The sequence below is a fragment of the Marinomonas sp. genome (genome assembly GCF_965225885.1).
Lineage (GTDB): Bacteria > Pseudomonadota > Gammaproteobacteria > Pseudomonadales > Marinomonadaceae > Marinomonas.
In genome coordinates this window covers 1,991,608-2,009,219 of sequence record NZ_OZ245329.1, presented here as the reverse complement: position 1 = coordinate 2,009,219, position 17,612 = coordinate 1,991,608, and the positions used below count along the sequence as shown (strand labels likewise).

At 42.9% G+C, this 17,612-nt stretch carries 12 protein-coding genes; 7 read left to right on the top strand and 5 right to left on the bottom strand.

Translation table 11 applies throughout. The features are described from left to right. Positions 1–92 precede the first annotated feature (92 nt). Positions 93–1,481: an MATE family efflux transporter gene (locus ACO05V_RS09505; protein WP_421850168.1), complete on the bottom strand. Its 1,389-nt coding sequence runs from the start codon at positions 1,479–1,481 to the stop codon at positions 93–95. A 290-nt stretch (positions 1,482–1,771) separates the two neighbouring features. Here ACO05V_RS09505 and ACO05V_RS09500 point away from each other — a divergent pair, with 290 nt between their 5' ends. Together ACO05V_RS09500 and ACO05V_RS09495 are read left to right on the top strand one after the other, a co-directional pair. Next, on the top strand, positions 1,772–1,945 hold the full coding sequence (locus ACO05V_RS09500) for a hypothetical protein (protein ID WP_421850165.1): 174 nt from the start codon (positions 1,772–1,774) through the stop codon (positions 1,943–1,945). A gap of 45 nt (positions 1,946–1,990) precedes the next feature. Beyond that, positions 1,991–2,569, top strand: a complete 579-nt coding sequence (locus ACO05V_RS09495; protein ID WP_421850162.1) for a transglutaminase-like domain-containing protein — start codon at positions 1,991–1,993, stop codon at positions 2,567–2,569. 39 nt (positions 2,570–2,608) lie between these two features. Here the strand turns inward: ACO05V_RS09495 and ACO05V_RS09490 are convergent, their stop codons facing one another. Next, a complete protein-coding gene (locus ACO05V_RS09490) occupies positions 2,609–3,289 on the bottom strand; it encodes a hypothetical protein (protein ID WP_421850159.1) in 681 nt (226 codons plus the stop codon). A 183-nt stretch (positions 3,290–3,472) separates the two neighbouring features. Between ACO05V_RS09490 and ACO05V_RS09485 the strand changes: the two genes are divergently transcribed. Then, positions 3,473–4,849: a YdgA family protein gene (locus tag ACO05V_RS09485; protein WP_421850156.1), complete on the top strand. Its 1,377-nt coding sequence runs from the start codon at positions 3,473–3,475 to the stop codon at positions 4,847–4,849. Positions 4,850–4,944: 95 nt separating this feature from the next. Here ACO05V_RS09485 and ACO05V_RS09480 read toward each other — a convergent pair whose 3' ends face one another. Together ACO05V_RS09480 and ACO05V_RS09475 are read right to left on the bottom strand one after the other, a co-directional pair. Beyond that, entirely contained in the window at positions 4,945–5,562 is a 618-nt protein-coding gene (locus tag ACO05V_RS09480) for an SPOR domain-containing protein (RefSeq protein ID WP_421850153.1), read from the bottom strand. Between the two features lie 78 nt (positions 5,563–5,640). Beyond that, positions 5,641–6,075: a YqaA family protein gene (locus tag ACO05V_RS09475; protein ID WP_421850150.1), complete on the bottom strand. Its 435-nt coding sequence runs from the start codon at positions 6,073–6,075 to the stop codon at positions 5,641–5,643. Between the two features lie 259 nt (positions 6,076–6,334). On the opposite strand from ACO05V_RS09475, the gene ACO05V_RS09470 reads away from it, so the two are divergent. From ACO05V_RS09470 to glgX, 4 genes are all read left to right on the top strand, one after another. Beyond that, complete coding sequence (locus ACO05V_RS09470; protein WP_421850147.1) at positions 6,335–7,951, top strand: methyl-accepting chemotaxis protein; 1,617 nt, start codon at positions 6,335–6,337, stop codon at positions 7,949–7,951. Between the two features lie 333 nt (positions 7,952–8,284). After that, positions 8,285–11,410, top strand: a complete 3,126-nt coding sequence (locus ACO05V_RS09465; RefSeq protein ID WP_421850144.1) for a glycoside hydrolase family 15 protein — start codon at positions 8,285–8,287, stop codon at positions 11,408–11,410. Between the two features lie 26 nt (positions 11,411–11,436). Further along, positions 11,437–13,632 carry a 1,4-alpha-glucan branching protein GlgB gene (glgB, locus tag ACO05V_RS09460; RefSeq protein WP_421850141.1) on the top strand — a complete coding sequence of 732 codons (2,196 nt, stop codon included), beginning with the start codon at positions 11,437–11,439 and terminating at the stop codon, positions 13,630–13,632. Between the two features lie 62 nt (positions 13,633–13,694). Continuing rightward, the gene (glgX, locus tag ACO05V_RS09455; protein WP_421850138.1) at positions 13,695–15,734 is read left to right on the top strand and encodes a glycogen debranching protein GlgX; all 2,040 of its coding nucleotides are present in this window, start codon (positions 13,695–13,697) and stop codon (positions 15,732–15,734) included. Here glgX and ACO05V_RS09450 read toward each other — a convergent pair. Then, a complete protein-coding gene (locus ACO05V_RS09450; protein ID WP_421850135.1) occupies positions 15,731–17,533 on the bottom strand; it encodes an ABC transporter transmembrane domain-containing protein in 1,803 nt (600 codons plus the stop codon). The two genes, glgX and ACO05V_RS09450, sit on opposite strands and share 4 nt — an antisense overlap. Between the last annotated feature and the right edge of the window lie 79 nt (positions 17,534–17,612).

Sequence of the window (17,612 nt, the reverse complement as noted above, 5' to 3'; positions counted from 1 at the left end):
CATCTAGAGCTTTCTTCAAACACTCAAACTCTGTGGAGCTAGCAGTATTGGGAACCTATAATAACCACTAACACAATGAGCCTTTCATGGACTCATTGTGTTTCTTTAAAAAACAATCCAAGCCTTGTGTTTTGAGTTCGATTGCGCTGATTTAATACAAAAACAGTCAGCAACAAAGCAAGAAATTCAGTGCTCGCGGCGGCATACCAAATCCCCCATTCGGAAAAGAAATAAGGCAGAATGAAAATCAACGGTAGAGAAAAGGCATAGGTTTTCATGATGCCAAGGATACCCGCTCTTTTCGCGTCACCAATGGCTTGAAAAAACATGCTAATCATCATTTGCGGGCCAACCAGAAAAAGCGCCAGAGTAGAAAGCGGTAAGATTCGAACGACCTCACTGATAACCGCCGGATCACTAACAAACAACGCACCTAAACTACTTTTAAAAACAAACGCAATAATCTGTAACAGCAGGCAATAAACAAAGGCAACGGTCAAAGCTATTCTGATGCTGGTATTTACTCGACCTAATGCATTGGCGCCAAAGTTGTTACCAACAATGGCTTGAAAAGCCATACTCAGCCCAAGTAAGGGCAAGAAAATAAATGTCATTAAACGCGTAATAATGCCATAAGCGCCCACTGTCGTTGCATAATTAGCAGCGTCCCAGATTTGTAAATTGTATAAAATAGCGCCTGACGTTAATGCCAAGCCGATATAATTTAAGCTCGAAGGTGCACCTAAAGACAAAAACGTCAGCCAATGCTGTCGAGATTTTGAAAACAAGATAACCTGAAGGTTAAGCTCGTTTTTCTGATATTTACGGTAGAAAAAAACAATAACCAAAGAAATAGCTTGCGCTAAAACAGTCCCATAAGCCGAGCCTTCCACCCCCCAATTCAAACCTACAATCAATAAATAATTGAAAATACCATTCAATAGCACCGATAAAAGAGAAACTGACGCCATGAAAGAAACACGCCCTTCACAGCGTAAGCTATCGCCATTAATCGCTAAAACAAAGACCAAGGGAGAGAAGAAAACCAAAATCGAAATATAACGATAACTCATATCGGCAATCAGATTTGAGCCATTACTCACAGCATCCGTCAATGCGTGACCGCCCAGTAAAAACAAGCTAATCAATACAATGCAGACCACTAAAGACAAACTTATCGCTTGGGAAAATACTTCCACGGCACTGGAGCCATTTCCCGCGCCTAATTGCCGCGCCATTAAACTGGCAAAACCATTCGAGACAAGCGTTGATAACGCGACAATCAGTATGAAAGCAGGAAACATAGAAGTCACCGCAGTCAGAGCATCCGCACCAACAAACACGCCAAGAAAATACGCATCCACCAGCGCAAAAGAACCATTCACCATCATAATCAAAATAATCGGCGCGGCCGTTTTTAGAAACACAAAAGGTAAAGACGCATTAAGAAAGCTATTATTTTTATGTGATTCTGACGTCATTAGAAATATGTCCCGTTATATCACCAGCAGCAAAAGGTATTTAGAGCATAAGCTCCAATCATAGACTACGAGGATATTATTCTAAGCAAGGAGCAAACGGGAGCTTTTATCACAGGAAGCATTAAAAACAACAATTTCTGCCATACCCAAAGGTTCAGTTATAAGTTTTGACTTAAATAAGCATAATAAACGTTTCATACGTGGAAAAGTAAATCTTGCGTCTGCTTTATGGCTGATAACACTTATAACTGCTACTGTGGTTAATACATTGTCCGTTCGGGAGTTGATTTATGTGGCTAGAAGCATCCAGTACTCTTGAGTTCAACATTGAAGCACCCTCACCTTTTGTGCTTATGTTGCGACCTCGTAGCGGAATGCAGCAATGGATTGCACGGGAAGAATATGTATTGTCCCCCAGTGTGCCTGCTGTGGAATTTACCGATTCCTTTGGTAACTTATGTTAGCGATTAGTTGCGCCTGTCGGACATTTTTCGATTCGTATCTCTGTAGTGATAGAAACCGCTAACGCTTCAGATACTGCACCCGGCGCGCCTTTTGTCGACATCCAGCAATTACCCGACGAAACCTTACCTTTTCTGCACCCAAGTCGTTATTGCGACTCTGATCATTTTACCGAAATGGCCTCGTCCATCGTTACAGGCTTAACGCCAGGTTATGACCAATGCAGCGCTATCGTCGATTATATTCGTCAAAACATTCAATACACACCGGGTGAAGGCGAACAGAACTTGAGTGCGTCTGAGCTAAATGAATTAGGTCGAGGCGTTTGCCGAGATATGGCACATTTAGGTATTGCTTGCTGTCGCGCGCTTGCCATTCCTGCACGCATGGTAGTGGGTTACCTTGAAGGCTTAAAGCCGATGGATTTACACGCGTGGTTTGAAGCCTACGTTGGTAATCGTTGGTACACCTTCGACCCAACGCAAGCTGATTTACAAGGTGGTCGTGTCGCCATCGCCTTTGGGCGAGATGCCGCGGATGTTGCCATCTACACCCAGTTTGGCCCACCGGTAGAACTGCTCAATCTCGATGTTAAGGTCCAAGAAACGCAAGGGCCTACGCGATAAAGCCGCATTTTTTATGAAGCAACACAATAAATGACGCTATCAGACAATCTCAAATTGAATAATAGCGTCATCCTGATTCAGGACTCGATTCACACCTAAAGACTCAGCAGCTGGCACTAACCCATTTAAGGTTCCGGTTATAAAAAAGTAATCTTTATTGCCGTAGCCACGCTGAATACACTGAAGTATGCCTTTCTTCACAACTTCTTTCTTTGCCTCTACAAGCTGATCTAGCTCAGCCGTAAATCTGTAACCTTGATTGCCACCTTCAAAAAATAGTTCACCTGCGACAGGCTTTTGAGAAACAAAAACACCGTAGTTAAAATAAAAGTCACACGCAGAATGATTTGTTGGATGAATAGCCGGACGAATCAATTCGACAGCCGTAAAAGGCATCAATTCGTCAACCAACTCATTCATTACATCTGCTGAGCTTGGCACAGTCAATTGAAAACACACTTCTAACTCAGTACCGCGAAATGCTTGATGGGGAATCGTTTCGCCAAGGTTAGCAAATACTTGAAAATCAAAAATAGGAGAGAGAATAATTACGCCATCTTTATCGACAATTTTCCAACCAGCGATGGTGGCACCCTTCTCTACGATCTTGGTAATTAGAGTATCCTGAGCCGAACACACTGCGCCAAAAGTCTCAGTTAACGATAATGACGCCTCATGTTGAAATACTTTTACTATCTGAGAATACTCTTCAAAAACCATATCGTGATAACCCTTTGTAAAATGAGTAGCTAGAGTAAAAAGAAGCCACCTTATATCAATTTAAACTGAATATGACCAGACTTGGCAAAGATCCCTCACAAATCCCCGTCTTCGTTTTGTTTCATTACAATTAATCTGTATCATACGCGCACCTTAAACCCATCCTATGAAAAGGAACTTCCATTGAAAAAAATACTTGCCGTGCTCGTTTTCACGCTTGTCGCTGCTTGCTTAGTTGCACCTAAATTTATTGCTTCAATACACCAAGCAAAACTCGTCGAGATTGTTGAAAATATTAATAAGAGTGCTGGTTATTCTGCCACTCTCATTTCGTCTAACACCGCGTGGTTTGGTTCCGAAAACAAAGTACAAGTAAGTTATGATATCGGTCTGGTTGATCCATCATTGCAGGGTAAAAAACTCGAAACCGAACTACTTATTGTGACGCATTACGGTCCGTTATTATTTTCACGCCAAGGTCTAATGGGACTTTTTGCAACCGACGTTAGCATTACGGGAGAGAAACAACGCGCTTTGCTTAGTTGGGATGAGAGTCAGCCTTTATATCAACTTGTTGTTATCGGTGGCTTTAGTGGCAATATAAAAGTAGCCGATTCGATTCCTGCGATTAGCAATCCAGCAGACACCATTCAGTTCAGTGGTTACTCAGGTCAAGGCGAGCTAAGTGCTAAAGAATTCGCCTACCAAGGCACATTTGATCAATTATCACTGGTTGACGGATTTACACCTATCAAAGCAGAAAATTTTGCTGTCTCGATTGAATTAAACACAGATCTAGCCACGTTAATGAGTGGTAGCTTTTACGAAAGTACCTCGGACTTTAATTTGGATAAATTGACGGTAGGCAATAATACCGAGCTTGCTGGGTTAAACATTGAAGTAGGCTCTGAACTAGATAAAGATACTCAACTGGGAAAAGTCACTCTAGATTACTATATTGACAATGTGATCTTCGCAGAAACGAAAGTCAGTGACCTCACGTTAATGACTGAGCTAACCAATCTAAGCAACACATTCTTTATGAATCTGCAGAAATTCTCGAATAATTTCTCTCCTAGCAATCCTTTAAAAGAAAATAATTACGAGAAATTAGTCGCCTTTATGCAAGACCATGTTGATGAGTTACTTAGCAACAAGCCAGAGTTTAATATCACTAAATTTAGTGGCTCTTTCCCTGAAGGTGACTTCACTTCAAATTTAACGAGTTCATTTGCAGACATCGGCACACCAACGGCGGAAGAATTTCTGTCACTTGATTTCTGGCGTTACAACACCATAACAAAAGCACATTTTGAAATTGATGAGCCATTACTTAAAGACTTAACTGAGCAATTCATCGCAAATAAAATGCGAGCACCTAAAAATGCGCCACAAGTTAAACAGCAGGTACAAAAATTACTTTTTAGTTTAGTCGCTGCAGGCATCATTCAAGGGCCACAAAAAACGGTAATTAAATCAGATACGTATTTTTACTCCAGTGACCTTTTATTTGAAAAGGGTCAAACTATCGTCAATGGAACGCCCCTTCCTTTGATGTAATATTTTTCCTTTTCAAACTAAAAAGGCGCGTCTTAAATTCCGTCAAACAGAGTTTAAGGCGCGCCTTTTTTATTACTCAAAAATTGGAAAGCGGTTTAGTTGCTCGCGAAAGCCTCACCATTATATTGAGTGACCAAACAATCTTTGCCTTTTTCTTTCAGCATTTTACAGAAATCTTGGCTGTACGTTTTGTTAACAAAAGGTCCAACTTTAAGCTGATACATAGTACGACCATTAACTTCTTTTTGATTAACCAAAGGTGTTAAACCATCAAAAGAAGTTGGATGCGATTTTAGCAATACTTTCCACCCCCGAATGGCTTCATCTCGATTGCCGTAAGAAGCAACCTGAACACCATATTCTTTTTCATTCGCCATCACAGGCGCGGTAACCACTGGAGCAGTCGTTTGTTGCGTAGCCATAACAGCAGGAGCAACGTTAACCGCAGGCATACTTTCATCTGTGGCCATATTATTTGACATCTCTTCAGGTGCTTCTTTAGCTGCTTTCTCTTCTTTTAAAGCAGCAACCTCTGCTTCAAGTTCATCAATTCGATCTAGTTTCGGCTGTACTGTTTGCCATTGTTCTTCATGAGAAATAACTTTATTTTGTAAGTCTTCATAGGTCATAAAGGTGTTTTTTTCGTCTACAGATGAACAAGCACCTAATGATAAACCCGCCATAACAACAACTAATTTTTTGGACATTCCCATTATCTAATTCTCCATTTATAACGTTAAAAATGCTTCTCTTAGAGAGCTTTGCACGACTACTTTGCTATTAAACGTATTTTATATAACAAATAGTAAGTGCTGTCCCCACAAAACTAAGGCATAACGAAACGCTTTGCCAATAAAAACTAAAGGTAAAAAATACCAGATAGAAGTGCGTAATACACCCGATACTAAAGCAATCCCATCGCCAACAATAGGAAGCCAAGTAAATAATAAGCTCCAAACGCCATAGCGATTAAAAAAACGTTCCGCTTTTTGTCGAGTAGCCGCCTTCACAGGAAACCATTTTTTGTGCTCAAAACGGACCAAGAACAACCCTAGAAACCAGTTGGTTAAACCTCCTAACGTATTACCCAAACTTGCCCAAAGCCATAGAGCAAAGACTGAAGACGTCGCATCATTTGCGTAGTAAAGCAACAAACCTTCTGACCCTAAGGGTAAAACAGTCGCGGCCAAAAAAGAGACTAAAAAAATAAATAAGTAATCCAACACTATTTCTCGTTATCAACTTTTATTAGATAAATACCTAAATACAAAAACAATGATCCAGCTCAATCTTATCTACTAGGAAACATATGAAAAAACAATTACGCTAAGGAAGTTGTGAACATATCCTCTTGCCTCAGCATGTGGATAAAATCCTGTTATTCGTAACTTCCCTAGAAATCATAACCATTTTTATATAAAGCAGCTATTCCAATAGCTCCAATTATTAGTGTATAAAACATAAAACCACTCAAACGGAGCCAACATGCTGGATCGCATTAATGACATAAAAATTCGTTATAAGTTATGGGCCATCATTGGTCTAATGTCGATGGGGACTACGGCACTTATTCTCGTTTCACTAACTTCGTTGTTTAACAGCCATGTAGACGCTAGAAAAGATAGAACTCAAGACATTCTCGATATCGTAAACACCACACTCTCCCCTATTTATAAAAAGCAAGAAACGGGTGAGCTAACCCCAGAACAAGCAAAACAACAAGCCGTTACATTGTTATCTGAGTTTAGTTATGGCGACCAGCAGAGCCTATGGATCGTCAACAAAAACAGCCGCACCTTAATCAACGCCCCAGCAAACTATAAAAACAGTACTTCACCTTCGTCCCTAACGGATGCACTAAACAAGGCTCAACCATCTACTGCTAAAAAGAATTATCAGACTATCGAATTTGAGTATCAAGGTAACGATGGCGCAGCTCATCGGATGATTGCCAGTGCGTCCACATTCACACCTTGGAACCTTACCATTATTGCCACCGCTTCTATGGATGCGGTGATCAACTTCTTCTTAAAAGCCTTGATAGATTACGCTATTGTCGTCGGTCTATTGACCGTGTTAGTTGGCGGGACAGCTTTATATATTATTCACTTGGTAACTAGCCGAGTCACTTCTCTATGTCAGACAATGACATCGGTGCAACATTCCGGCGATCTTACTCAGCGCGTCGAATTTTCTGGCCAAGACGAAATGGGCGAAATGGCGCGTGCGTTTAACAGCATGATGAATGACTTCCAATCTATCGTGCGCAATGTCAGTCATTCCAGCGAGACCTTAGACAACATCGTTGGTCAAACGAATAATTCGACAACAAAAACAGCGCAAGGCGTCGCCAGACAATTATCCAATACAGGTAAAGCGACAGAGCTGATGCAAAGCGTGATGACCTCGGTTGAAGACACCCTTGCTATTGCCGAACAAGCTAATAACACAACGCAAGAGCTTGGCCAGCACTCCAAACAAGGTCTTGGTGTCATGGAGAAAGCCAACCAAGACATTCAGCAACTCTCGGTTGAAGTGGGCGATGCGGCCAAACAAATTCAACAATTACGAGAAGACGTCACTCATATTAATGATAGATTAGGCATCATTGCCGAAGTCGCAGACCAGACAAACCTATTAGCGCTGAACGCAGCGATTGAAGCCGCTCGCGCAGGCGAACAGGGCCGAGGCTTTGCTGTGGTAGCAGACGAAGTGCGACAGCTAGCACAGCGCTCACAACTTGCCGCTACAGAAATTGGCGGTTTGATCGATCAATTAACTCAGCAAACACTTAATACTGTTAAAGTCATGGAGTCCGCCAGAAACACCGCTAGCCAAGGTGCAGAGCAAACTTCTCAGGCTGGGCAGGCATTTAGTCAGATTGCCAATGGTGTTCTTTCTATTTCCAAGCTAAACAGCAGTATTAGTACAGCCGCTGATCGTCAATTTGAGTCCTCGCAAACCGTGAATCAAACCCTTGAAAGTATTGCGAGCATTTGTGAAGAAACCAAACACAACTCCACCGATATTCAAACATCAGTAAACAATTTACAAGATTGCGCCAGCCAATTGCGCCAATTGGTTAATCAGTTCAGCACCTAATAATCAAAAGGCCAAACTCAAATGAGAGCGCGGCCTTTATGGATCATTTAGCGTTCCTTTCTAGTGCTATTGTATAAGTTCATAAAAAACTCATAAATATCTCTTAAACCTAGCTTAAACAGCGCTTAATGCTCTCATTTTGTGCATTGAGAGTATCATTTTGTATAAATCACGACATTTTGAAAAATTAAGTGAAAAAGAAGCTTCTTTAGCTCTTTAACTTCTTGGAGAGTCACATTATGTTTGGGTATAGTGGTTTTAAACTTAATTCATACATATAGTACGAGCTAAGCTTTAGGTCTTTAAACAACAGCGTTTCATAAAGGATCGAATATGGCGTCTGATACGCAAGATAAGCTAGATTCTCTTTATCAACATATCCAAGCGGTTATCTTATCCCGCCAACACCCAGTAACAGGGCTTTTCCCTGCAAGCACCAGCATTAACAATCACGGTAACTACACCGATGCTTGGGTGCGAGACAATGTTTACAGCATTCAAGCCGTATGGGCCTTACACCTAGCCTATAAACGCGCATCTAATCCACAAAAGCGCGCCAATGAACTTGAGTTCGCCTGTATAAAAATGATGCGTGGTTTATTATTCGCCATGATGCGTCAGTCCCATAAAGTAGAAGCCTTCAAGCACAGTCTAGATCCAAAAGATGCGCTTCACGCCAAATACGATACTAAAACTGGTTTAGAAGCCGTCGCTGATGATGCTTGGGGACACTTGCAAATTGACGCCACCAGCTTTTATTTATTGATGCTCGCTCAGATGACCAAAGCTGGCAGCAAGCTGATATTTTCGCGTGACGAATTTAACTTCATCCAAAACCTCATTTATTATATTTCCCGTACTTATCGCACACCGGATTACGGTATTTGGGAACGCGGCAATAAAGTAAACAACGGCAAAGCCGAAATAAACGCCAGTTCAGTGGGCATGGCAAAAGCCGCCATGGAAGCCATGGATGGACTAAATTTATTTGGTGAAGAAGGTCCCGAATGGGCGGTAGTGCATTCTTTTGCTGATGCCGTTGCTCGCGCAGGCTCTGTATTACAATCCTTGTTGCCTAAAGAGTCTCGCTCCAAAGAAGTTGATAGCGCCATTCTTAGTATCATTGGCTTCCCAGCCTTTGCGGTGAACGATGAAAAATTAACCCGCCGAACGCGCAAAGAAATCATTAGCAAACTGGGTGGCGAATATGGCTGCAAGCGTTTTCTTTTAGATGGTCACCAATCCGAGCTTGAAGACCAAAGCCGAATTTATTACGAATACGATGAGCTGATTAATTTTGAACACATAGAGTCCGAATGGCCGCTGTTTTTCACCTATCTTTATATCGACCGATTATTTGCACGTGACTGGGAAAGCGCCAACTTCTATCGCCATAAACTCGAATCTTTAATGGTCGAAAAAGACGGACAAATGTTACTCCCCGAACTTTACTATGTGCCGCAAGAAAATATCTTGGCCGAAAAAGAAAAGCCCGGCTCACAAAAACGTGTTCCCAATGACAACCTGCCTTTAGTTTGGGCACAAAGTCTGTTTTTAGTTGGAAAAATGATCGATGAAGAGCTCATCACTACTGACGATCTAGATCCACTTGGTTTGCACCGTATTCAGCACAGACCAAACAAAGTCACCACGTCGATGGTTATCTTGGCGCAAAATGACAAGGTCAAACAAAAGCTATTAAATGCCGGCTGCCTTTGCCAGACACTTGAAGACATTGCGCCATTGAAAGCCATTAGTGCCGATCAGTTGGTCGAAACTTACCGTCATCTTGGTGCTTCGGAGACATTGGGACTTACAGGTCGTCCCAATCGTGCGCTGAATAGCTTGGCAACCTCTCAGGCGTTTAGTATCAATGACGAAAGTTATTTGTGTTTGTCTTGGATTCAAAATGAAGACAAAGATTATCGAAAAATTGATCCCAGCCTATTCCAAGCACACATTCGTAACGAATTAAAAACCATCGCCAACCATTGGTATTATCAAGCCAATGCAGTTTTCAGCATTCTCATCGATGAAGCAATGAGTGAAATGAAAGGCAGCGACGAACTGTTTGAATTTATTCGCTTACTGCAAAAACGTGAGCACGAAGAGTTCCGCGTAATTCCTCAATCGGCTAAAAATGCCTTTAAATCAGGTAATCGTCGCGCCATTATCATTAGCTCACTTGATCATAAACAGTTAGAAACCAAGTTGCCGCTTCACGATACGCCTTGGCCTTTAGCAGACAAACCAAAACCTTACGATGTTGCCTCTATTAAAACAGCTGAAACGGATGCTCTGCTTGCTCGCCTTGTCGATAAGCCGAGCTTAGATGAAGCGGTAGATTGCTTAATGGAACTGGGGGGGCGTCGTGCATTGATGAATACAATACCCAACTCGACGCCTGCTATTACCGCCTATAAAGTCTTGAATAGTGTCTATCTTCAAGCGCTATTATCTGAAAATTGGCAGCCTGCTCGTCAGCTGTATTCTCTGATTTTGAAGCCTTCGACCGATCTAGCAACCTACATTGCCGACATTACGGTTCGTCAGCGCTTGTTAGTGATTGGTGAAACACCAGAAACAGAAGTCGATATCAGCTCACCACTGCATCAAGATGCTATTTTAGACATGCTAAGAAGCGTCTCGTCATCATCTATTGGGTTGGTAATTTGTCATGAATTAATTGCGATTGCAGGCACGTTAATTAAAGTACATCCAGAGTTTTTCTCTGGCGTTCGTACTATTCGTATTAACAACTTAGCCATGCTTTGCGCTCGACAATTTGACCCAGAAGACGATGCGCCAGTTTTTGACACATTATCCAAAGTTTCTCCAAGTCAGCTTTACGAAGCACTCACTCAAGTGTTACAACAAAAGCATGATGAATACGCCCATGTGGCGAACAACATGCGCTATCACAACAGTACCGATGCGCAAAGCAAGATGAAAGACGTCGACTGGTTTGACTGGCGTTCTGAGCAAGGTATGATCACTAAGCTACCAGAATCTATGTTATTACAACTCTGGGGCAGTTTAAGTCATGCAAATACCATTGTATTTGGTGATTCACAGAGTAATACCGCACTGGACTGTAAACGTGCTCTTAGTTCAATGACTCCGGGCGAAGACACCTTTGCTTTGCTGATTGAAACTCTAACGTCAGACATTCACCCTAGCTGGTATAAAAGTCTTATTTTTGAAGGATTGTATGCCTTCATACAGTTTTGCCAGCAACATAAAAACTGTAAGTTTGAGCAAGAAATCAACTTGCCTGTGTTAGTAACTCAAGCAGCCTTGGATCATGCCAAGCAACATCAAGCAGAACACCCAGAAGACAGCCGAGCTGAAGCCGCTTTGGATGAATTTGCACAAATAACACCAAATAAAGTAAACCAATATTTGCGTTGGGCGGTGAGCAAACTTCACAGTCATCAGCACCAACACTCATCGAGTTAACACACTCACTCTTGCTGGAGAAGTGAATGGATCTAATAAAAAATGCCCTAATTGACGATGTGCTGAATGCGCATTGTTCGGACCCTTTTGGCTGTTTAGGACTACAAATATCCCCTTCTAAAAAAGGTTTGTCGTTACTGGTTTGGCAACCAGAAGCGATCTCTATTCGTGTATTAGCCATAGACTCAGACAAAGAACTCGCCAAAATGAGCGAGACCAATGACAAAGGCTTGTTTCACGCCGAATGGCCAAAAGAAAGTACTCGCTTTCATTATCGTCTTGAAATTACTTACAAAGACAAAAGCACTTATACACTAGTCGATCCCTATCAATTCCCGAATACAACCTTTGTCGATCCAGAGCACCATCAGGCAAGTCAATACAAAAGCCAAGGCGCGATTCGCGCTGGGGCCAAGGTAAACGATAAGCTCACTATCCAAGGCACACGCTTTGCGGTTTATGCGCCAGCAGCGCGTTCTGTGTCTGTGGTTGGCGACTTTAATACTTGGGATGGCCGCATTCACCCAATGTCGAGCAATGGCGACGGTATTTGGCGATTGTTTATTCCAGACGTGAATCACGGTGCGCGATATAAGTTCGAAATTCGCGCAAAATCTGGTGAAATTCTTCCTCATCGTAGCGATCCATATGCTCAACGTATTGAGCAGTATCCGTCTTTTGCCAGTGTGACCTGCTTTGATAACAAACATGTTTGGAAAGACGACGCTTGGGTTAAACGCCCTATCGAAGACATCTATGAAAAACCCATGAGCATTTATGAGTTACACATCGGCTCATGGCGTCGTAAGGGTGACAATCAACCACTGACGTATCTAGAAATCAAAGATCAATTGGTTCCTTATATTCAAGAAATGGGCTACACCCACGTTGAATTATTGCCGATTACCGAATACCCATTCGATGGATCGTGGGGTTATCAACCTGTTGGTTTGTACGCGGTAACGTCTCGTTTTGGTACGCCTGAAGATTTCAAAGCCCTTGTCGATGCGCTTCATCAAGCCAACATTGGTGTGATTATGGATTGGGTTCCAGCGCATTTTCCAGCCGATAGCCATGGTTTGGCGAACTTTGATGGTTCCAAACAATACGAATACCCAGATCCTAAAAAAGGCTGGCATCCAGAATGGAACTCGTTGATTTACGATTTTGGTAAAGAACATGTGGTGAATTACCTAATCAGTAACGCAGTCTATTGGCTAGAAGAATTCCACATTGATGGTCTGCGCGTTGATGCCGTGGCCTCTATGTTGTATTTGGATTATTCCCGTGAAGACGGCGAATGGATTCCCAACAAAGACGGCGGCAATCATAACTACGAAGCCATTGATTTTTTACGCCGTTTAAACGAAACCGTGTACTTGAATCATCCACGCTGCTTTACCGTAGCGGAAGAATCCACCGCCTTTCCGGGTGTATCAAAGCCGACTTATATGAATGGTTTAGGCTTTGGTTTCAAATGGAATATGGGCTGGATGAACGACTCGCTTGCTTATATCAAACGTGATCCAATTTATCGTCAGCATCATCAAGGCGAACTCAGCTTTAGTATGGTTTACGCCTTCGATGAGCAATTTGTTCTGCCGATTTCTCACGATGAAGTCGTCCACGGCAAAGGCTCGATGATCACTAAAATGCCCGGTGATGCTTGGCAGAAATTCGCTAATTTACGCGCGTTTTCGGCTTACATGTATTTCCACCCTGGCAAGAAACTCAATTTTATGGGCAACGAGTTTGCACAAGGTCAAGAATGGAGCCATGAGCGCTCTTTAGATTGGCATTTGTTAGACACCGATTTCCATAAAGCTCAGCAAACTCTATCAAAAGACCTAAATCATCTTTATCAAAACGAAGCGAGTTTGCAGTTTGATCATTCTTATCTAGGCTTTGAATGGATTAGTTACGACGACAGCGCCAACAGTATTTTGGCCTTTGCACGTAAAGCCAAAGACAGCGATGAACATACAGTCGCTGTGATTAACTTTACACCAACACCACATGGCAATTACCGCATTGGTGTGCCTAAAGCGGGTCGTTACCAAATCATCATGGATACGGATAAGACAAGCTATACCGGCAGCGGCTTTGCCAAAATAAAAGAATACGATACGCAGACTATTGTCAGTCATGGCCGTGACCAAAGTATTGAACTGCAAGTGCCACCACTGGCTGGCGTTTTATTAAAATGGCTGGGCGAGTATTAATCATTAACACTAACAATATTTAGCACCAACGACAGCACCACAAATAGCATCTAGAGGTATTAATGAACCAAGCTCACCAAATTTCCAATGGCTCCCCTTTTCCTCTAGGTGCCACAGTGACCGACAATGGCGTGAATTTCGCCGTTGTCGCTGAAGACGCCAGCCAACTGTACTTGTGTTTATTTGATCACGAAGGCAATGAACAAGAACCTCTGCCCTTTATCAATAAACACAAGGGCATTTGGTATATGGAGGTATTTGGTTTAAAAGAAGGTCAGCATTATGGACTGCGAGCCAAAGGCGAATTCAAACCCGAACTCCAGTTGCTCTACAATGAACAAAAACTACTGATTGATCCTTATGCAAAAGAGTTAAGCGCCAAACTGGTTTGGCACGAAGACCAAGCTGCGATAACAAAAGAAGGGCTAGCTCATCCGACCGATTCGGCCTACTGCGTTCCCAAATCTATTGTCCGTACCATTGACGCAAAATCAGATCGACCGGCAAGAGTAAAAGTCACACCGTCTAGTCGTACCTTGTATGAATTACATGTCAAAGGTTTTAGCAAAAACCTACCGACTGAAAGCGAGCTTCAAGGCACTTACCTCGGCGTCATTTCTTCCGTTGGCATAGAACATTTAAAAAGCCTTAACATAACAACCATTCAGCTAATGCCTTGCTTTAGCTTTATGACAGAACGTCATTTACAGCAATTGGAGCTCAACAATTACTGGGGCTATAACCCGATTAGCTTCTTTGCCGTTGAGCCCTCTTATGCCATAAAAGACCCAGTTTCAGAATTCCAACAGATGATAGACGGGCTTCGCCAAGCTGGCTTTGAAGTGATTTTAGACGTGGTGTATAACCACACAGCTGAAAGTGAGGTAGACCAATCCAGCGTGTGTTACCGCGGCTTAGACAATGCACGCTACTATCGTCACCAAGACAGCCAATATTTGAATTACACAGGCTGTGGTAACTGTGTGGATACCTATAACCCCACCAGCATTCGTCTTATCTGCGACAGTATGCGTTATTGGGTCGACGTCATGGGTGTCGATGGTTTTCGCTTTGATTTAGGTGTCGATCTTGGTCGAACCGATCACGATTTCACGGCAAAAGCGCCCTTGTTACAAGCCATTCTCCAAGATCCGGTTTTAAGCGAAACTTGCCTTGTCATGGAACCTTGGGATATTGGTCCAAACGGTTATCAAGTGGGACAATTCCCGAGAGGTTTTCTAGAATGTAACGACCAATACCGAGACACGATTCGACGCTTCTGGCGCGGTGATGATGCTCAAGTACCAGAATTCGCCACACGACTTTTAGGTTCAAGAGATTTTTTCCACAAAGGCCAAAAAAGCGCGCTAAATTCGGTTAACTACATCACTTACCATGATGGTTATACGATGAAAGATCTGGTGTCTTATCACCAGCGTCATAATCTCGCTAATATGGAAGAAAACCGTGACGGCCATGGCGACAACATCAGCCAGAACTTTGGTAAAGAAGGCAAAACAGACGACAAAGAGATTCAGCAGAAACGCTTAAACCAGCAACTTTGTTTTATGGCGACGCTTCTTTTAAGCCAAGGCACACCACACATTTTAGGTGGTGACGAACTGTCCCATAGCCAACAAGGCAACAACAACGCCTATTGCCAAGACAACGACATTACATGGCAAACCTGGCAAGACCTAGACAGTGAAACTAGCCATGCTAGAAAGGCAATTCAAGACACCATAGCGACGCTCATGGCATTGCGTAAAACTTATCCGATTTTGGCAGAGATTCGCCTAGAAGATGATCCGCTTTATCAACATACGTCGTCGGATAAAATCCATTGGCTCAACGAACAAAGCGAACCGATGACAATAGAAAACTGGGCTGATGACAGCCGACATTTCATTGCGTTAACGCTCACACCAGCCGACCATTCCAGCAGTTTTTGGATGGTATTTTACAGTGACGATTCGCCACTTAGCATTCCGTTACCAGCTGAAAACAACACTATTGAAACACTTTATCAAACTCCTGGATTATCCATTACCGACAGCACACTCCATTGCGCTTATCGTGGTGTTTTTGTTGGGAAGTTTTAATCAGATAGAACGTCATCATTTTGATTAAACTGCAAATCAGCCAATCGCTTATACAAGGCACAGGTTTCGAGTAATTCACTGTGGGTGCCTTGGGCGATAATCTCCCCTTGATCCATCACAATAATTCGATCTGCATTCAATACCGTTGCCAAGCGACGAGCAATTACCAAGGTGGTTCTGCCCTTCATCAAAGGCTCAAGTGCAGCTTGAACCTTGTTTTCGCTTTCTGCATCTAAAGCACTGGTTGCTTCGTCTAATAACAAAATCGGAGCATCTTTTAATATCGCCCGCGCAATCGCCACACGTTGCCTTTGACCGCCAGACAAACGCACGCCGTCTTCACCTAAGCGAGTCTCGTAACCTTTATCCAAACGAGTAATAAATTCGTGGGCGTTGGCTTGCTTTGCCGAATATTGGATAGACTCGTGGCTGGCATTACGATTGGCGTAACCCAGGTTATCGTAAACGGTTTGGTCGAAAAGAACCGTCTCTTGTGGTACTAAGGCAAAGTGTTGACGTAAATCCTCTAAGGAATACGCTCTAATATTCTCACCCGCCAAATAAATACCGCCTTGCTGAGGATCATAAAATCTTAACAACAATTCAAACAAGGTTGACTTGCCCGCACCTGACGGCCCAACTAGAGCCAACATTTCACCCTGTTTGATAGAAAAAGAAAGGTTCTTCAACGCCGCATAATCCGGTCTTGTTGGATAACGAAACTCAACATTATCAAACTTGATAACCTCTTCGCCTTGTTGGATCTCTGTCATGCGTTGAGAAGGGAATTCAGTCAAGCCACTGACCACCGCGCTTTTGGCACTAAGCAATTCCATAATGCGCTCAGCGGCACCCGCTGCCCGTTGTAGCTCGCCCATTACCTCGGAAATGGCGCCAACTGCACCAGCAACAATAATCGAGTAAAATAAGAAACTCGCCAGATCACCAGCACTGATGGCACCAGATATGACATCTTTTCCGCCAAACCACAGCATCACGCCAATGCCACTCATGGAAAGCAAAATAACCATTAAAGTAAGCCAAGAACGTTGTTGAATACGTTTCACACTCACATCAAAGACTCGATCAACCGTAGCTGAAAAACGCTGTGCATCATGCCTTTCATGAGTAAAGGCTTGCACTACTTTTATATGGCGCAGTGCTTGTGATAAATAGCGCCCGACATTGGCCACTTCATCTTGGCTATCACGTGAGAGTCGGCGTACTCGTCGTCCAAAAAACACCACAGGAACAATGACAAAAGGCACACAAGTCAGCAAAATAAGCGTTAGTTTAAAATGCATTACCAGCAAGAATAAAATACCGCCAATCAACATCAAACTGCTGCGTAAGGCAATCGATAATGAAGAGCCAATCACGCTTTGTAAAAGCGTGGTATCTGAGGTAATACGGGACTGAATTTCACTAGGAGAATTGTCTTCAAAAAAAGAAGGCGACAAAGTGAGAAGATGCGCAAACACAGCTTGACGAATGTCGGCCACCACGCGCTCACCTATCCAGGACACCAGATAAAAACGGCAGAAGCTGCCAATGCCCAATAAAAATACCAAAGCAATGAAAATCATCAAAGCATGAGTCAAGCCCGCTTCCGATCCAGAAGCCAAACCTTGATCAATAAGAAACTGCACGCCTTTACCCAAACTCAACATGGTGCCAGCCGTTACCACTAAGGCGATCAAAGCCAACACCATATGGCGTCGATACGGACGTAAAAAAGGCAGTAATGTTTTTATTCCGCTATCTGCCATTGTGCTTTCAGCACTTTCTAATTTGTTCATCAGTCACAACCATTACAAAGTTATAATGACCGTCACTATAGCGCATCCATGCAATCATAACTGGGTAAATACCAAGTAG